Genomic DNA, 15,586 nt, shown 5'->3' on the forward strand with positions numbered 1-15,586 from the left:
TTACGCCTGTTTTGACGTCCAGTATCCTCTGAGCAACATGGTTGTGCCTATCAAAATCATTGGAAGACACAAGAGTTGTCCCATCGTTAACGTATTAAAAAGAAAACCGATGTGGCTATCTGGCTGGCGAAACTGTTCGATAAAGAATCTCGCGAATCCATAGCCAATCAAAAAACTCCAGAAGATTGTTCCAGGCGGTGTGTGCCGTCTCTGAATGACTGTGAGTATCAGAAACAGTAAGAAGCCTTCGAGTAGGGCTTCATACAATTGAGACGGATGGCGGCATTCAGGCCCCCCTTGAGGAAAGACCATACACCATGACACATCGGTTGCCCGTCCATATAATTCCCCATTGATAAAGTTTCCGAGTCTTCCAAATCCCAAACCAATCGGGACAGCGCCTGCCGCAAGATCTGCAATGCTGAGCAACGGGAATCCGAGGCGGCGACTAAAGATCCAAAGGGCAGCACATGTGCCGACTAAGCCGCCGTGAAAGGACATGCCGCCTTCCCACACGGCGAAAATCTTTAAGGGGTTTTCTAGATAGAATGCCGGATTGTAAAACAGAATATACCCTAATCGTCCGCCAAGAAAGACACCAAAAGCGGCATACACGATGAGGTCGGAAAGTTGTTCGGGTGAGAGGGCCAGGTTTTTACTTGCGGCTCGTGATTTGATCAGGAAGTAGGCAGCTCCGAGTCCTAGGAGGTACATGAGGCCGTACCAGCGAAAAGCTAAGGGACCCAGCCGAAAAAAAACAGGATCGATTTCCGGGTAAGGGATTGCGAAAAAATAATCCATCACAAGCGAATTCCTTTTGCTGACATAGGAGAGGTGGCCATTATTTTGATAACAATATTGTTATTGTAATTGTGTGGTGTGCTGACTGAAGCGGCATTGTGAACAGGGTCCTCCAGCTACGGGCTGTCATACTAGGTGTGCAGACAATGGATTGCAAGCGTATGACACGATCAACGTTGTGCAAATACTGTGTGGTCTAAGACCAAATGTATGCGACGAATATTGATGATATGGTTTGTTCTATATTTGTCTGAAATTTTCCGCAGTGTCTATTGACGAGTAATCCGTGCGTACGAAAATGTTGTCTCTGGAGTGCCATACTTCATATTGCTAGGGGTACACAACGTCTTGGCTACGCTTCATAATCACGTTACCACAACTGACCTTTCCTCCTAACTCGTGCATTCATCTATTCATGACGGTGTGAAGCGATTCACACCGTCTTTGAAATACATGAAGAACGATTCGTGAGAGGAACGGCAATGACTATAGCGAATCCAAATACATTTCAGTTGAGCCACCCTAACTTCCCCTTCAGAATTAAGGACTTCAAGATATCGAAGTTCATGGAATCGGCTATAGCTTAGCGCAGGACAACGTGAACATGAGGAAGGTTATACCCGCCTGGATGACCTACAGACGATTGACGGTTCAATAACGAAGGGTTATAGCGAATCCAAATACGTTCCAAGCAGGAAAATACCACGAACTCAGCGCGGTACAACGTTTCCACTACCGGAAGTTATAGCCGGTCCGGTTCTCGTTCGCTTATATGACGTGTGCCGTTGCGTCTGGTATGTGCTGTCAATTCGGCTAAATGTTTCATGGTTTCGCTATAATTGAAACGGCTATAACCAGCATTCAGTAGGTCGACATTTATAGCGGAACCAAATAATTTCCAGCCGAATTTACATCATCCACACAGCGAAAAAACACACGTCGTACAGACGGAGTATATTGGAACGGCTATAACTGATTCGGCATAACTGGAACGGCTATAGAATGAACGACATATATAATGTTCTTTGAAATCAATGTCTTAGGCTAAGTGATGCTAAGAAATTTCAATTGCTTTATAATTGAGTATACTTATGAAGCCGAGTGCTCATCGGCTGTTGTGTATTTTCAATGATGTGTACAACGATGTCAGGAGCATAAAATGGAATGTCCACGGTGTAAAGGGGTTATGGTGAGGGATAGATTTGAAGATGTTGCAGATGATACAGGTGCGCTAAAGTTTTCAGGGTGGCGATGTATTTTATGTGGGGAAATTTTGGATCCTGTCATTTCTGCTAACCGCCAATACCATCACGAACCGCTTCTTGGCCGGTCGCGTAAAAAGTTTGCCACGCAACTTGGTTGATGGCAAACTTTTCCAGTCTGTATTGAGAGTCAAATCACTCATGGACAGTACAGTGTCGAGGTTTGCGGGGCGTTTGTCATGCTCTGAAGCCACGGCCGTGAAGGAATGGGCCTTCGCGGACTCTGATCTATCGATTGAAGGCAGAGTGTCATTCTATAAACGGTTTTTCTATAAAGGGAGTAAAACGCATGTCTGAAGAAAGCCCTAAGCCCGGTGAGGCGGCAGCAGAGTCAACGGCGCCAAAAGATAATCCTATTCCGGGTGTGAAGCATGTCATTGCTGTGAGTAGTGGAAAGGGTGGAGTCGGAAAATCCACGGTGACGACAAATTTAGCCGTGGCGTTAAGCTTATCTGGCCAGAGAGTCGGGTTAATGGATGCCGACATTTATGGGCCGAATATTCCGACAATGATGGGCATTACTCAACCGCCAGGAAAAGATGACAAGAAAATACTTCCCGCAGAAGGCTATGGAGTCAAAGTGATATCGATGGGATTTTTTGTTCCCGAGGAAACGCCTGTGGTGTGGCGCGGACCGATGGTCCACTCGGCGATTCAACAATTTTTTCGTGATGTCGTCTGGGGAGAGTTGGACTATTTATTGATTGATCTTCCTCCAGGTACTGGAGACGTGCAGTTGACCTTAGCCCAACTTGTTCCGATGACAGGAGCCATTACGGTCACGACTCCTCAGGAAATTGCGCTGCAAGACGTGCGTAAGGGGATTGTGATGTTTCAAAAAGTGAATGTTCCCATCTTGGGAGTCATCGAAAATATGAGTTTCTATGTGTGTGGACATTGTGGCGAGCGAACGGAAATTTTCTCACATGGTGGTGGGGCACAGGCGGCTCAAAAGTTTGGAGTCCCGTTCCTGGGGAGCATTCCGCTTGACCCAGAAATTGGGCGTGGCGGGGATGAGGGTAAGCCCATCGTGGTCGCCAATCCATCATCTCCACAAACTGAAGCGTTTAAAGCGATCGCGGCAACATTGCTTGAACAAACGATGGGGTCAGGGTCGAGTGAGAACGCATCCCCATCAATCTCGAGCTTGTTGCAGAAAATTACAAAACCAATGGAGGGGAAATAACAATGTTCCGAACGAATAACATTCTCAGGAGGAAACACGATGGGTGACCTTATCACCATTGCCAAAACGGATCAGATCTCTCCAGGAAGTGGAATGGTCGCGGAAGTCGAAGAGAAAAGTTTCGCCGTGTTTCATGTCAATGGAGCCTATTGCGTGATTGATAATACATGTGTTCACCGAGGCGGACCGTTGGGCGAAGGTGAGTTAGACGGAGATATCGTCACCTGTCCCTGGCACGGTTGGGAGTATAATGTGAAAACTGGGGCCTGTACGAATAACCCTGCCGCATGTGTGAAAACCTATAACGTCACCGTTGAGGGCTCAGATATCAAAGTCGAAATATAAGAAGATTGCGACAACCTTCTTGGTGGGATTCTTTCGAGCATCATGTTCTGAACGCTGACCGAGGCCATGCTGTGGTGAATGCTCTGTTCCTTATTCGATTGTGACTCGATGCAGAACCTCGCTGAGTTCACCTAATTGGAAGGGTTTGGCGACCATTCCAAGAAATCCAAAGGCGGAATACCGTGACAACAGAGGGTCATTACAGTATCCACTGGCAACAATCGCTCTGACATCAGGGTCGATCTGCCGAAGTTTTTCCAACGTATCCTTTCCTCCCAAACCTCCCGGAACGGTTAGGTCTAGAATGACGGCTGAGTACCCTTGTTGTCTGGCCTTGGCTTGTTGATAGCGAGTAATCGCATCATCGCCATCGGGAACGCTTTCTACTTCATAGCCGAGATGAATCAACATTTCTTCAAGCAATAATCGAACGGAATCATCATCATCCATCACAAGAATTTTCCCTTCTCCCGTGATCGATGTGGAAGGAGGGGGCTCGTCGGACAATTCTTGACTTGATGAAGCTGGGAGATATATGCGTAATTGCGTGCCTCTACCCAACTCCGACGATACGGTCATCGTGCCACCGTGATTTTTAATGACAGAATAGGCGGTGGACAAGCCAAGGCCGCTCCCTGATTGTTTTGTCGTAAAATACGGGTCAAATATTTGTGCCAGGTAATCGGCTGGAATCCCAATTCCCTGATCTTCCACGATGATTTCGACATAGTGTCCTTTGTGTAAGGCCATTTTGCGTTCATGATCGTTGGGGTGAAAAGTCATATTGTCAGCACGAATGGTGATCGTGCCGCCTTTCGGCATCGCTTGATGGGCGTTAAGCATCAAGTTATGAATGACATGGCTGAGTTGCCCTCTGTCGGCCTCAACGCGCCAAAGGTTCACGGGAAAGTCAACGTGACAGCGACTTTTTGTTCCCCGTAAGGCAAACGTGGCGGATTCTGTCACCATCGGTTCAAGTGCCATGGGCTTTTTGACAGGTGCTCCGCCTTCTGCAAAGGTCAGCAGTTGTTGTGTGAGACTTTTGGCGCGAAGGGAAGCTTTTTCGGCTTCATCCATGTAGCCGTACGATTCGGTTTGAGGGTTGAGTGATACTTTTGAGAGGGAAATATTGCCGAGAATACTCGTGAGTAAGTTATTAAAGTCGTGTGCAATGCCGCCAGCCAAAATTCCAAGGGATTCCAGTTTGCTGGCTTTTAACAATTCTTGTTCGACTCGCAGGCGATCCGTCATATCCCGAAGGACCAGCACGACTCCGAGAATGGATTTATCGTGTCGTCGGATTGGTGCGGTGCTTGTCGCCACGGCACGTTCGACTCCGTCCCGGGCGTAGAGGAGTCGGTGCCGGGCCGGGTGAAGCATCTTTCCAGAGTCAAGAACTTCCCGGACAGGGTTTTCCCGAAACGTCATTTTCGTATGTTGCTTTAAATGTATGACGTCTTCCACTGGATGGCCAATTGCGTCGAGTTGTGTCCAGCCGGTCTGTGTTTCGGCAACGCGATTCATGGACGTGATCTGTCCGTGTGTATCCGTCGTGACCACTCCCTCGGCAATTGACGCTAAGGTGATAGCCAGACGTTCGCGTTCGGTATTTAATTCTTCTTCAGCGGCTAAGAGACGACGTTCGCGTCGAAGTTCTTCGTAGGTGCGTATGACGACCGATGGGAGCAATTCAAGAAACATATCGTCTTTGATGACATAATCGCGTGCGCCAGATTTCATCATGGTGACGGCAAGTCGCTCATCGCCATGCCCGGTCACGACAATAAAGGGCGGAAGTTGATTCTGCTGTTCGAGAGACTGAATGAGGTCGGCCCCATTGCTGTCTGAGAGTTGAAGGTCGAGAAGCATGAGGTCGGCATGTTGTTGGCCAAGCCAGGCGAGTGCGTCTGCACGACTATGGGCAACGAGGGTCGTAAATCCTTCTCGTTCCAGATATTTTTGAATGAGATTGCTGAGGCCGGGATTGTCGTCTACGACAAGAATGGTGAATGTTTGTCGATCATCCATGCAATCGTTCCTTCCAAGGCAGAGGTAAGAGACTGCTTGTGCTGAGCGCGAATCAGCGGTTGTGAATGTTGACGCGAACTAGGACAACAATGAGTTCAGAAGGACTGCAGAAAAAGATGAGAAAATCGGTATTGAGGGATTATGAGAGAAGATAGCTGCGAGAAACTTGTGAGTCCGGTTCCTCCCGAATGATTGGTACTGTCGTTCTCTTAAATGTACAAGATTGTAGAGTAAAGACGAATGGTAGCTCATGAATGCTTCTGATTCAAGAGAAAAAGTCATTTTCACATTTTTTTCTATTCAAGACACTGTAACGCGTCCTTCGTGATAGTATGAGTAATCAAGCATTGTGGTAGAGGTTTTTTATGGCTACAGGTTGTCTGTCGTATCAGTGGCGCCATTTCTATGTTTCCTGTTAATATTTAAGGGAATTCCCCCTTCATTTCGGTTTGTGCTTACGTATCAATCTGTATGACGATTAAACGATTACTGCTCGTCATTCCTATTGCGCTTACCGTTTTTCTCCTCCAATCGTACTTTTGGGTTCCCACATACGAAAATCAAGCTGCCGGGAATCCGAATCGTCTCGTGACATATATTGAAGCATCTGCGGCTGATGCAAAAATCCTTAATCCCATCTTAAATGCAGACCTCCCAAGCGCCATTATTACCGATTTTATCTTTGAAGGGCTGTTGGATCTCGATGAAGAATTGAACTTACGAGGTCGTCTTGCTACCGATTGGTCTATTACGGAAAAGGCCTATTTGCTGGTCCGGGATCCCTACCGTTTTCCTGATGGAACGGCGATGACCGGTCAGGAGCTGCTACGTCGCGTGAGGCATCGATTGACGCATCCCTCTCTTGCCGATCTCCGTTCGCACGTGACGTCAGTGCGTCTTGTACCTCCGGAAGACCGGGATGAGGTACGTTCGTTGCTCATCAAATATGACAGCGGCAATCCTTCGATTGAATCCGTGCAGGTATCCATTCATGTTCCTGAACGAATTGAGTTTGTGTTGGATCATGTGGATCAGGACCTTTTTCAATATGTTGTGCCTGTTGTCGGCGAAGGCTATTGGGATGATCCTCCTTATGAACGCTATGTATCGGTCGAGTCCGAGCTTTCTCCTGAACTGCAAGAAGAGCTAGAGCGTCACTATCAGGAATTGTTGCCCGTCAGTGAACATAATCCAGAAATTCTCTTTCATCTGCGAAAAGGGGTGACGTTTCACGATGGACATGAATTTGATGCTGGAGATGTGAAGTTTACGTACGAAGCCATTATGGATTCAAAGAACTTATCACCGCGAACATCAAGCTTTGAGCCGATTAAGTCGGTTGAACCCGTCGATTCGCATACGGTGAAAGTGGTCTATAAACGACTGTATTCCCCGGCAATTGACGCATGGACCATGGGCATTTTGCCAGAGCATCTACTCAACCATGATGCGATGCAAGCGGAAATGGATGAACGGGATTTGTCGGAAGAAGCGCGAAAGACCTTTGGCATGCGTGATAGTGTCTTTAATCGCCAGCCGGTCGGGAGTGGTCGTTTTCAGTTTGCCGAATGGCAAGGCGATGAATTTATTCATTTGCAACGATCTGAATCCTACTGGGAAGGTCCCGCTGAATATCATGACTACTACATGCGTGTCATTCCTGATTTATTGACACAGGAAATGGAGTTTTTGGCTGGCGCCATCGATTACTATATTGCTCAGCCGCACCAGGTGGCTCGGTATAAAGATGCGCCGTCGTATCAGTCATTTTCCAGTATGGGGTTTGCGTATACCTACATTGGCTATAATAACCGCAATCCCTTATTTGCAGATCCCAAGGTTCGGCAAGCCTTAGGGATGGCGGTGAATGTGAAAGATTTCTTGCAGTATATCTTATATGGAGAAGGTGAACGCACCACTGGGCCGTATTCCCAAAATACCGAATGGTATGACAGAACCGTGGAGCCGCTGCCGTATGATCCGCAACGTGCGTTAGCCATGTTTGAAGAGATGGGGTGGCGGAGGAACGAGAAGGGCTGGCTGGAGAAAGATGGAAAAATCTTTGAATTTAATCTGATTACCAATAGCGGCAATCCCATTCGCAAGAATGTCATGACCATCGTACAAAATGCGTGGAAGAAAATCGGGGTCAAATGCCGTACGCAATACTTTGAATGGACCGTGTTCTTAAAAGATTTCGTGAATACCGGACAGTTTGATGCCGTAGTTTTGGGGTGGAGTATGGACACCAGTCCAGATTTGTACCAGATCTGGCATTCCAGTCAGGCTGGCCCGCAACAGCTTAATTTTGTGGGATATAGCAATCCCCGTGTCGATGAGCTTATTGTGCGGATACGGCAAGAATATAATCGAGACCGTCAGCGGGAGCTGGCTCATCAACTCCATAAAATTATTCATGATGATCAACCGTACACGTTTCTGTATGCGCCACTCAGCACACGAGTCTTGGACAAGAAAATTGTATTAGTGGAAACTGATGAAGACGGTCAAGAAATCTATCAGAAAATATACCCAACCAAAACCGGCGATGTCTCGGTATATTTTCATAAATGGAAGAAGTTGGCCTTCACGCCTGATTTTTAACGACTGGATAGGATGGTGATGTTCTCGAATCTATTGTGTGCGTATCGGGACCAGCACCTGATGGATTTGCCGTCATAGTATGTGGACTTTCATTACACGAAATGTGCTTCAACGCTTAGTCTTGCTCGTGATTGTCTCAATCGTGGCGCATTCTGTGATTCATCTTGCCCCGGGAGAGCCCAGCGAGGTTGATCCAGCCAACCCACGAATGAAACCTGAAGATATTGCCAGGATTCGCGCGGCGTTTCATTTAGACGATCCGTTGTACCTTCAGTATGCGTACTGGGTTCAAGATCTCGTGAGCGGTGAACTCAAGTCTTTCAAAGATAGTCAACCGGTCTTGCCAAAAATTTGGAATCGGTTTCTCAATTCACTGCCGCTCTTTATCTGCGCGACCTTGTTGATTTGGACGTTTGCCTTTCCAGCAGGTATCTATGCAGCCATGCGGCGTGGCGCGGTCTACGACCGGTCGAGTACCTTTGTGGCCTATGCGCTTATTTCCGTTCCAGGATTTTTCTTGTCCTATATTATGATTCTCTGGATTGTTGAAGTTTTTGGGGTTCCCGTCATCGGCATGAAAACCTTTGGGATGGAGGATGCGCATCCTGCGTTTCGTCTGATGGATCGTGTGTGGCACTTGGTGATTCCGTCGTTAATGTCGGCGGTGTTGGGAGTGGCTGTGTTGTCGCGTTATGTCCGGTCTCAAATGTTAGAGGTTATCAGTCAGGATTATGTCCGGACCGCTCGTGCAAAAGGTCTGGAAGAAGATACGGTGGTATACGGGCATGCCTTACGCAATGCCTTGCTGCCTTTTGTGACGATGTTTGGGTTACTGCTTCCTGGCTTGATAGGCGGATCGGTTATTTTTGAGCAGATTTTTGCGTGGCCCGGCCTGGGGCGTCTTGGATATGAAGCCATTCTCGCAAGAGACTTTCCCGTGATATTAACCATCAACTTTATCGCGGCGGTGCTTACTTTGGCGGGGACGCTCTTGTCCGATATTTTATACGCCGTCGTTGATCCAAGGATCCGCCTGCAATAAATACAGCTCCATATGACTGAACATACACTCACTGCTGAGACACTGGTAGAAGACGAGCCGCTTCTTCCGCATGAAACGCCATGGGAAGAATTTGTTCGAATCTTTAAAAAAGATCGTTTGGCCGTTGCAGGTTGTGTCATTTTGGGATTTCTTCTCATTGCAGCGGTGGCTGGAAAAGTTCTGACAGAGTGGGTTGTCGTATTTGATGCTGAAGTCGTTCGGTTACCTGATAAGTTTCAACCACCGTTTTCCCCTCCGTCTGCCGAAGTGAGGGCGTTACACGAAGAGCCGATGTTTGGCATGTATGTTTTCGGGACCGATGAATTGGGGCGTGATGTGTTCTCTCGTATGTTGCAAGGCTCGTTTGTTTCATTGTCAATTGGCTTCATTGCGGTGGGGATATCCGTGTTTATTGGTATTCTGTTCGGGGGGGTGGCTGGTTACTATGGCAACGTGAAGTTATGGGGTATTTCCGTGGATACCCTGATCATGCGCTTTACCGATGTTATGCTGTGTTTCCCAACCTTCTTTTTGATTTTGACGGTTGTAGCCTTACTACCCCCAAGCATCTACAACATTATGATTGTCATTGGGCTGACAAGCTGGATGGGAACCTGTCGGTTTGTCCGTGCTGAATTTTTGTCATTGCGGGAACAAGATTTTGTGACAGCAGCCCATGCTCTTGGGTTGCCAGAAAAGCGCATCATTTTTAGACATATGGTCCCCAATGCCATTGCCCCAGTCCTTGTCTCGGCGACGATTGGTGTTGCGACAGCTATTTTGACTGAATCGGCGCTCAGTTTCCTGGGCTTTGGCGTTCAACCACCCTATGCGACATGGGGAAATATTTTGTCTGGCGGGAAGGGATTCATCTTTGATGCGCCTTGGCTGTTCTTTATCCCAGGGATTGCGATTTTTGTCGTCGTGCTTGCGTTTAATTTGGTCGGAGAAGGTCTCCGTGAAGCCTTGAACCCTAAACTTCGAAGTCGCTCGTAAACTCTATGCCTCAACCACTCCTTGAATTAACAAACCTCTCAACCTCGTTCTTTAGCGATAAAGGCGAGATTCGGGCGGTTGAAGATGTGAGCTTTTCGATTCAGCCCGGTGAGACGCTAGCCTTGGTCGGGGAGTCGGGCTGTGGGAAGTCGGTCACGGCCTTTTCCATCATGCGACTAGTCGATCAGCCGGGACGTATCGTTGGTGGAAAAATTCTCTTTAAGGGACAAAATCTTCTTGAATTGCCGGAGCCTGCCATGCGCAAGATTCGAGGGAAATCCATTGGCATGATTTTCCAGGAACCCATGACGTCGTTGAACCCGGTCTTTACGATTGGCAATCAGATTGGGGAAACGTTACAGATACATACGGACTTATCTGCAAGTGACATTCGACACGAAGTTCTGAAATTGCTTGAGAAAGTCCGCATCCCATCTCCTGAACAACGTATTGATCAATATCCTCATGAAATGTCCGGAGGCATGAAGCAGCGTGTCATGATTGCAATGGCATTGGCTTGTAAGCCGGATTTGTTGATAGCCGATGAGCCCACCACGGCACTTGATGTCACGATACAGGCGCAGATTTTAGATCTACTGAAAAGTCTTCAGGAAGAAATGGGGATGGCCATACTCCTCATTACACATAACTTAGGTGTGGTGGCACAGTTTTCTCAAAATGTGATCGTGATGTATGCGAGTAAAATTGCCGAGCGGGCCAGTGTGACGCAGCTGTTCAACAATCCATCGCATCCGTATACCAAGGCCTTGCTGAACTCGCTTCCTCGACCTGGTGAGCGAGGGAAACGTCTTGAGTCTATTCGAGGGACGGTGCCTTCCCCCTTGCAATATCCCACAGGGTGTCATTTTTCTACGAGGTGCTTAGATGTCTTGGAGCATTGTGCCGAACAGCCCCCACCCCTGATTCAAATCGAATCCGGTCATGAAACCTCGTGCTGGCTGCATGGGTGAGGAATACCGTGGGAAACGCAAAGTGAAAAGTTAAAAATGCAAAGTGTAAAAGTTAATGTAAAAAACTCGGATTGGATTTCCAGTGAAAGGCTAGGATGACGGGATCTCCCGATAGTGCGCAAAATGGCAAACCGCTGTTGCGGGTGAATGGGTTGAAAAAATATTTCCCCGTTCGGAGCGGCGTATTTTCCAAAACGTCGGCCTGGGTGAAAGCCGTCGATGATGTGAGTCTGCAGATTCAGGCAAGCGAGACGCTTGGGTTGGTTGGGGAGTCGGGTTGTGGCAAGACGACCGTGGGGCGAACGATTCTTCGGTTGATGGAACCGACGGCAGGCGAAGCCATCTTTGAAGGAAGAAATATTTTCGATTTGAATGCGAAAGAGATGCGTCGCGCCCGTCAACATATGCAGATTATTTTTCAAGATCCCTATAGCTCATTGAATCCACGGATGACTGTCGGATCAATTATTGGAGAACCTCTGAAAATTCATGGTCTCGCCAAAGGAAAAGATTTGCAAGGTCAAGTGGATCAATTGTTGACGCGTGTTGGCCTTCGTCCAGAGCATCATTCCCGCTATCCACATGAGTTTTCCGGAGGCCAACGGCAGCGGGTGGGAATTGCGAGAGCCCTGGCATTACGTCCGCGGTTTATCGTGTGTGATGAAGCCGTTTCGGCTTTGGATGTCTCTATTCAGGCGCAGATCATTAACTTACTCAAAGATCTACAGCAGGAATTTCAACTCGCGTACTTATTTATCACCCATGATCTGAATGTGGTCGAATATCTGGCGCATCGAATTTCCGTCATGTATCTCGGGAAGCTCGCTGAAGTCGCGCCTACGGAAACATTGTTTCGCAATCCCAAGCATCCCTATACGCAAGCACTGTTATCGGCAAATCCCATCCCGGATCCATCCCATCAACGTGAACGAATGGTCTTGGAAGGTGATGTCCCCTCTCCGCTCAATCCTCCTTCAGGCTGCCGGTTTCATACTCGTTGTCCAGAGGTGATGGATGTCTGTAAGAGCACCGAACCACCGCTCATTCAAATTGGTCCGGCAGAGCATGGCCACCAGGTTTGGTGTCATCTACATACGTAGTTGCACTGGGAATCGTGAAAAGTCTGAGTACGCGCGCTCTTTCGATTGCTTTCCTTTCAAATTTTCGTCCTTCTTGGTTGCTGCTCTCTTAGTAGGGCTCGTATAATCCTTGTCTGTGGTATTTTTATCTATGTGTCTGTGTTTGAGATGAAACAGAGAAGGAGCCTTGCTAGAACATGACGAGTGCAACGAAAGACCCCAAAAATTATCCGTCCTTACGTAATTTACAATATTCTCCACTCAAGCAGGGAGAGGAGCAGTATATATTGCTCTGGGATCCTTCTCGACTTTCGGAAGAAAAGTTAGTCATTCCGTTAAACTTCTTTTTCTTGTTTCAATTTTTTGACGGTGAACATTCCTTGGAAGAAGTCGGGGCCGAGTATTTGAAGCAATATGGTGAGTTTCTGATGCCTGACAAGTTGAGCCGATTGGTGGCAGATTTGGAAGACAAACTCTTTCTTGAAGGGGAACGATGTGAACACGCAAAAGTGCAAGCCATTGCGGCCTATCGGCAAGCTCCGGTGAGAAAGTCGGTCTTTGCTGGCAAGAGCTATGAGGCCAATCCGGATGCACTGCGTCAACAGTTGGATAGTTTTTTTGATTCGAAAGAGGGACCGGAAAAAAAGCCATCCGAGCATCAAGGGGAGAAACTCAAGGCGATGGTCGCTCCGAATTACGAACCCAAAGAGGCCGGGGCCATTTATGCCTGGGCTTATAAGGAGTTGCGTGAGACCGTGACGCCCGATGTCTTTATCGTCCTTGGAACCTGCCATACCGATTTAGAACATGGGATTGCCGTGACAGATAAAGATTTTGAAACGCCACTAGGCGTGTTGTCGGTGAACAAGCCGATTCTTGAACATTTTCGAGCCAATGGTGGGGCGCAGTTTTTCGAAGAAGATATTCGGCATGAGCAGGAACATAGTATCGAATTTCAATTGCCGTTCTTGCAGCACACGATTGGAAGTCAGCGGCCAATCACTATCGTTCCCGTGCTTTGCTCGTTTCCGCCAGCCACGTTATCGGATGCTGAGTTGAAACCACTTTTTGAGAAAATTGATGCTTTTTTGGTGTCGTTAAAAGCTTCTATCGCTGCGAGTGGTCAAGAGGTCTGCGTCATTGGCAGCGCCAGCCTGGCGCACATTGGATTGCGCTACGGCGATAATAAACCGCCGACAGATTTTTCCTTTCATCGCTGCATGCAGACGGACCTGGAAATGCTGAAAAAAGTCGAAGAAATGAATCCTGAAGCCTTTGCGCAGTTTATCTTAGAGGAAGGGGATGCCCGTCATATCCTGGGATTTTCGACGATATTCCTGGTCATGAAACTCATCAATGCCGAAAAAGGAGAGGTGTTGCGGTATGATCGAGGCATCACGGATCAATTTAACTCAACCGTGACCTACGCAAGCATCACCTTTTATTAGGCCTCAGTCATGTTACTAGCTGAAGGTACCGCACTGCCAGGAAGATCTATGTCTTAAAACGTAGTCGAACAGCCTTGTCCTATTCTTCCACGGTCATGGTCATTTCGATGGGGTCAAGCGGATTGTCTCGATCATCCGTCGCGCCAGCGACGATTTGATCGACGACGGCCATGCCTCGAATGACTTTTCCAAAGACGGTGTACATCCGGTCTAAGCTTCCTGAGTCTTCGACACAAATAAAAAACTGAGAGCCATTGTCGTTAATATCGCGAGTGCGATCTTCATTGCGCGGCATCTTGGCCATTGCGAGTGCGCCTCGTTTGTGCGGATAGTCGCTTGTTTCTGGAGGGATACTGTACCCCGGCCCACCGGTGCCATGAAGGGCGCGATTGGGGTCTTTGCTAAGCGGGTCGCCTCCCTGAATCAAGAAGCCAGGAACGACTCGATGGAATGTCGTTCCATCGTAAAAATTTATCTTGATCAGATTAATAAAGTTTTCGATGTGCCGTGGTGCCGCATCAGGGAAGAAGCGAAGCTCAATGTTCCCTAATTTGGTAAAGATTGTGGCTTTTGGATTTTTTTTCTGAAATTGAAAATTTGCTAGGTCAGACATAATGGATTGAACTGTATCAAGTAATGGTGCACATCATCAAGGAGACCGATGTTTATCTATTGCATATGAGCTATGCCAGGTTTTGCGGTTTCCTCCACATTGCAGTTGACAGATTATATTGGATAGAAACGCTTAAGATTATTGATCGGCTTTTCGAGTAGATGCCATGAAACCATGGCGAGCAGAATAGACACCGCACTGAACAGAAGCAACCTGAGCCACTCATCATTATTGACGATTGGGGGAAGTATGGCCATGAATCCAATACCGCTGAGTAGGTCTGGAACAAACAGGTGGATCACATACATTCCGTAACTGATTCGGCCACAATAGATTAACGTAGGTTGGTTGAGTACGATGCCGATTGGCCCACTAAATCCTTCGGCGGCCCTGCCTATCATCCAAACAAACAGAAGTCCTGCACCCAATTCGCCAAGTATGAACTCGATCGATGATGGGGTGTCAAGCACTTTTGCAATCAATACGCTCATTAAAAGCAGTATGCCGATGCTGGAGCTGATGGTGAGTATTCTGTGTAGCTGACGTTTGTCGATTTCCACTGTGCGAGACAGGATCGCCAGGAGTCCGCCTATGCCGAGTGTGTCGAGATGTGATGGCATTAACATGCTTCCCTGAAAATGAGTAAGTCCAGTCGTGAGGCAAAGAAGGCGAAACAGAGGGCCTATGATGACACACAGTGCGACGACAGAGAAGAGGTAGGCTCTTGGAATAAATAAAATGACAAATGGCCAGAAGAGGTAAAATTGCTCTTCGACGGCGAGCGTCCAAAAGTTATCGGCAACCGTGAAGCCATTGTCAATGGCAAAATGAATATTCTGCAGATACGCAAAGAACCACCATAGTTGGGACCTGTCTGTTGAGGTGAAGCAGAGTAGAAGCAGGAGGACGAGATAATAGATCGGAGTGAGCCGTAAGAGTCGTCGTATATAAAAACATATCAACAGTGTGAAGGGCTGACGACTAGAGGTTTCAACTTTATCTCTTCCATCAAGGAGAAGACCAGTAATGAGAAATCCGCTCAAGACAAAAAACAGGCGGACCCCAAGATCTCCAAGTGGAATTGTGCTTCGAAATACATTGTTTTCATACAGGAAATGTTGCATGAACACACCAAACGCGGCGAGTGCGCGAAGGCTGTCCAGTTGAGGTCGATAACCGATAGGGGCAAAAGTTGTCATGGCCTGATACTG

The 15,586-nt window shown here is 47.6% G+C and carries 13 protein-coding genes; 9 read left to right on the forward strand and 4 right to left on the reverse strand.

From position 1 onward, the window contains the following. A complete protein-coding gene (lgt, locus tag ACWHX8_RS07410) occupies positions 1-783 on the reverse strand; it encodes a prolipoprotein diacylglyceryl transferase (protein WP_447971883.1) in 783 nt (260 codons plus the stop codon). A gap of 1,177 nt (positions 784-1,960) precedes the next feature. Between lgt and ACWHX8_RS07415 the strand changes: the two genes are divergently transcribed. The 3 genes from ACWHX8_RS07415 (at position 1,961) to ACWHX8_RS07425 (ending at position 3,594) form a co-directional block, all read left to right on the forward strand. Further along, positions 1,961-2,164 (forward strand): hypothetical protein, encoded by a 204-nt coding sequence (locus ACWHX8_RS07415; RefSeq protein ID WP_447971316.1) that lies wholly within the window; start codon positions 1,961-1,963, stop codon positions 2,162-2,164. A gap of 188 nt (positions 2,165-2,352) precedes the next feature. Continuing rightward, positions 2,353-3,249: an Mrp/NBP35 family ATP-binding protein gene (locus ACWHX8_RS07420; RefSeq protein WP_447971317.1), complete on the forward strand. Its 897-nt coding sequence runs from the start codon at positions 2,353-2,355 to the stop codon at positions 3,247-3,249. Positions 3,250-3,288: 39 nt separating this feature from the next. Continuing rightward, a complete protein-coding gene (locus ACWHX8_RS07425) occupies positions 3,289-3,594 on the forward strand; it encodes a Rieske (2Fe-2S) protein (RefSeq protein ID WP_447971318.1) in 306 nt (101 codons plus the stop codon). 90 nt (positions 3,595-3,684) lie between these two features. Here the strand turns inward: ACWHX8_RS07425 and ACWHX8_RS07430 are convergent, their stop codons facing one another. After that, positions 3,685-5,622 carry a response regulator gene (locus ACWHX8_RS07430; RefSeq protein ID WP_447971319.1) on the reverse strand — a complete coding sequence of 646 codons (1,938 nt, stop codon included), beginning with the start codon at positions 5,620-5,622 and terminating at the stop codon, positions 3,685-3,687. A gap of 471 nt (positions 5,623-6,093) precedes the next feature. Between ACWHX8_RS07430 and ACWHX8_RS07435 the strand changes: the two genes are divergently transcribed. The 6 genes from ACWHX8_RS07435 (at position 6,094) to amrB (ending at position 13,762) form a co-directional block, all read left to right on the forward strand. Next, positions 6,094-8,226: an ABC transporter substrate-binding protein gene (locus ACWHX8_RS07435; protein ID WP_447971320.1), complete on the forward strand. Its 2,133-nt coding sequence runs from the start codon at positions 6,094-6,096 to the stop codon at positions 8,224-8,226. A gap of 79 nt (positions 8,227-8,305) precedes the next feature. Beyond that, on the forward strand, positions 8,306-9,268 hold the full coding sequence (locus ACWHX8_RS07440) for an ABC transporter permease (protein WP_447971321.1): 963 nt from the start codon (positions 8,306-8,308) through the stop codon (positions 9,266-9,268). Positions 9,269-9,280: 12 nt separating this feature from the next. Continuing rightward, a complete protein-coding gene (locus ACWHX8_RS07445; RefSeq protein ID WP_447971322.1) occupies positions 9,281-10,264 on the forward strand; it encodes an ABC transporter permease in 984 nt (327 codons plus the stop codon). Positions 10,265-10,269: 5 nt separating this feature from the next. Beyond that, positions 10,270-11,235: an ABC transporter ATP-binding protein gene (locus ACWHX8_RS07450; protein WP_447971323.1), complete on the forward strand. Its 966-nt coding sequence runs from the start codon at positions 10,270-10,272 to the stop codon at positions 11,233-11,235. Between the two features lie 95 nt (positions 11,236-11,330). After that, entirely contained in the window at positions 11,331-12,335 is a 1,005-nt protein-coding gene (locus tag ACWHX8_RS07455) for an ABC transporter ATP-binding protein (protein WP_447971324.1), read from the forward strand. Between the two features lie 176 nt (positions 12,336-12,511). Then, positions 12,512-13,762, forward strand: a complete 1,251-nt coding sequence (gene amrB, locus ACWHX8_RS07460) for an AmmeMemoRadiSam system protein B (RefSeq protein WP_447971325.1) — start codon at positions 12,512-12,514, stop codon at positions 13,760-13,762. Positions 13,763-13,841: 79 nt separating this feature from the next. Here the strand turns inward: amrB and ACWHX8_RS07465 are convergent, their stop codons facing one another. Together ACWHX8_RS07465 and ACWHX8_RS07470 are read right to left on the reverse strand one after the other, a co-directional pair. Continuing rightward, on the reverse strand, positions 13,842-14,375 hold the full coding sequence (locus tag ACWHX8_RS07465) for a peptidylprolyl isomerase (RefSeq protein WP_447971326.1): 534 nt from the start codon (positions 14,373-14,375) through the stop codon (positions 13,842-13,844). A 113-nt stretch (positions 14,376-14,488) separates the two neighbouring features. Next, a complete protein-coding gene (locus tag ACWHX8_RS07470) occupies positions 14,489-15,574 on the reverse strand; it encodes an acyltransferase family protein (protein ID WP_447971327.1) in 1,086 nt (361 codons plus the stop codon). Between the last annotated feature and the right edge of the window lie 12 nt (positions 15,575-15,586).

This window comes from Nitrospira sp. M1 (assembly GCF_965152605.1).

Bases quoted from the DNA above. Each gene is read 5' to 3' on its own strand.
- ACWHX8_RS07415 (WP_447971316.1), top strand. From the start codon at position 1,961: ATGGAATGTCCACGGTGTAAAGGGGTTATGGTGAGGGATAGATTTGAA.
- ACWHX8_RS07420 (WP_447971317.1), top strand. From the start codon at position 2,353: ATGTCTGAAGAAAGCCCTAAGCCCGGTGAGGCGGCAGCAGAGTCAACG.
- ACWHX8_RS07425 (WP_447971318.1), top strand. From the start codon at position 3,289: ATGGGTGACCTTATCACCATTGCCAAAACGGATCAGATCTCTCCAGGA.
- ACWHX8_RS07430 (WP_447971319.1), bottom strand. From the start codon at position 5,622: ATGGATGATCGACAAACATTCACCATTCTTGTCGTAGACGACAATCCC.
- ACWHX8_RS07435 (WP_447971320.1), top strand. From the start codon at position 6,094: ATGACGATTAAACGATTACTGCTCGTCATTCCTATTGCGCTTACCGTT.
- ACWHX8_RS07440 (WP_447971321.1), top strand. From the start codon at position 8,306: ATGTGGACTTTCATTACACGAAATGTGCTTCAACGCTTAGTCTTGCTC.
- ACWHX8_RS07445 (WP_447971322.1), top strand. From the start codon at position 9,281: ATGACTGAACATACACTCACTGCTGAGACACTGGTAGAAGACGAGCCG.
- ACWHX8_RS07450 (WP_447971323.1), top strand. From the start codon at position 10,270: ATGCCTCAACCACTCCTTGAATTAACAAACCTCTCAACCTCGTTCTTT.
- ACWHX8_RS07455 (WP_447971324.1), top strand. From the start codon at position 11,331: ATGACGGGATCTCCCGATAGTGCGCAAAATGGCAAACCGCTGTTGCGG.
- amrB (WP_447971325.1), top strand. From the start codon at position 12,512: ATGACGAGTGCAACGAAAGACCCCAAAAATTATCCGTCCTTACGTAAT.
- ACWHX8_RS07465 (WP_447971326.1), bottom strand. From the start codon at position 14,375: ATGTCTGACCTAGCAAATTTTCAATTTCAGAAAAAAAATCCAAAAGCC.
- ACWHX8_RS07470 (WP_447971327.1), bottom strand. From the start codon at position 15,574: ATGACAACTTTTGCCCCTATCGGTTATCGACCTCAACTGGACAGCCTT.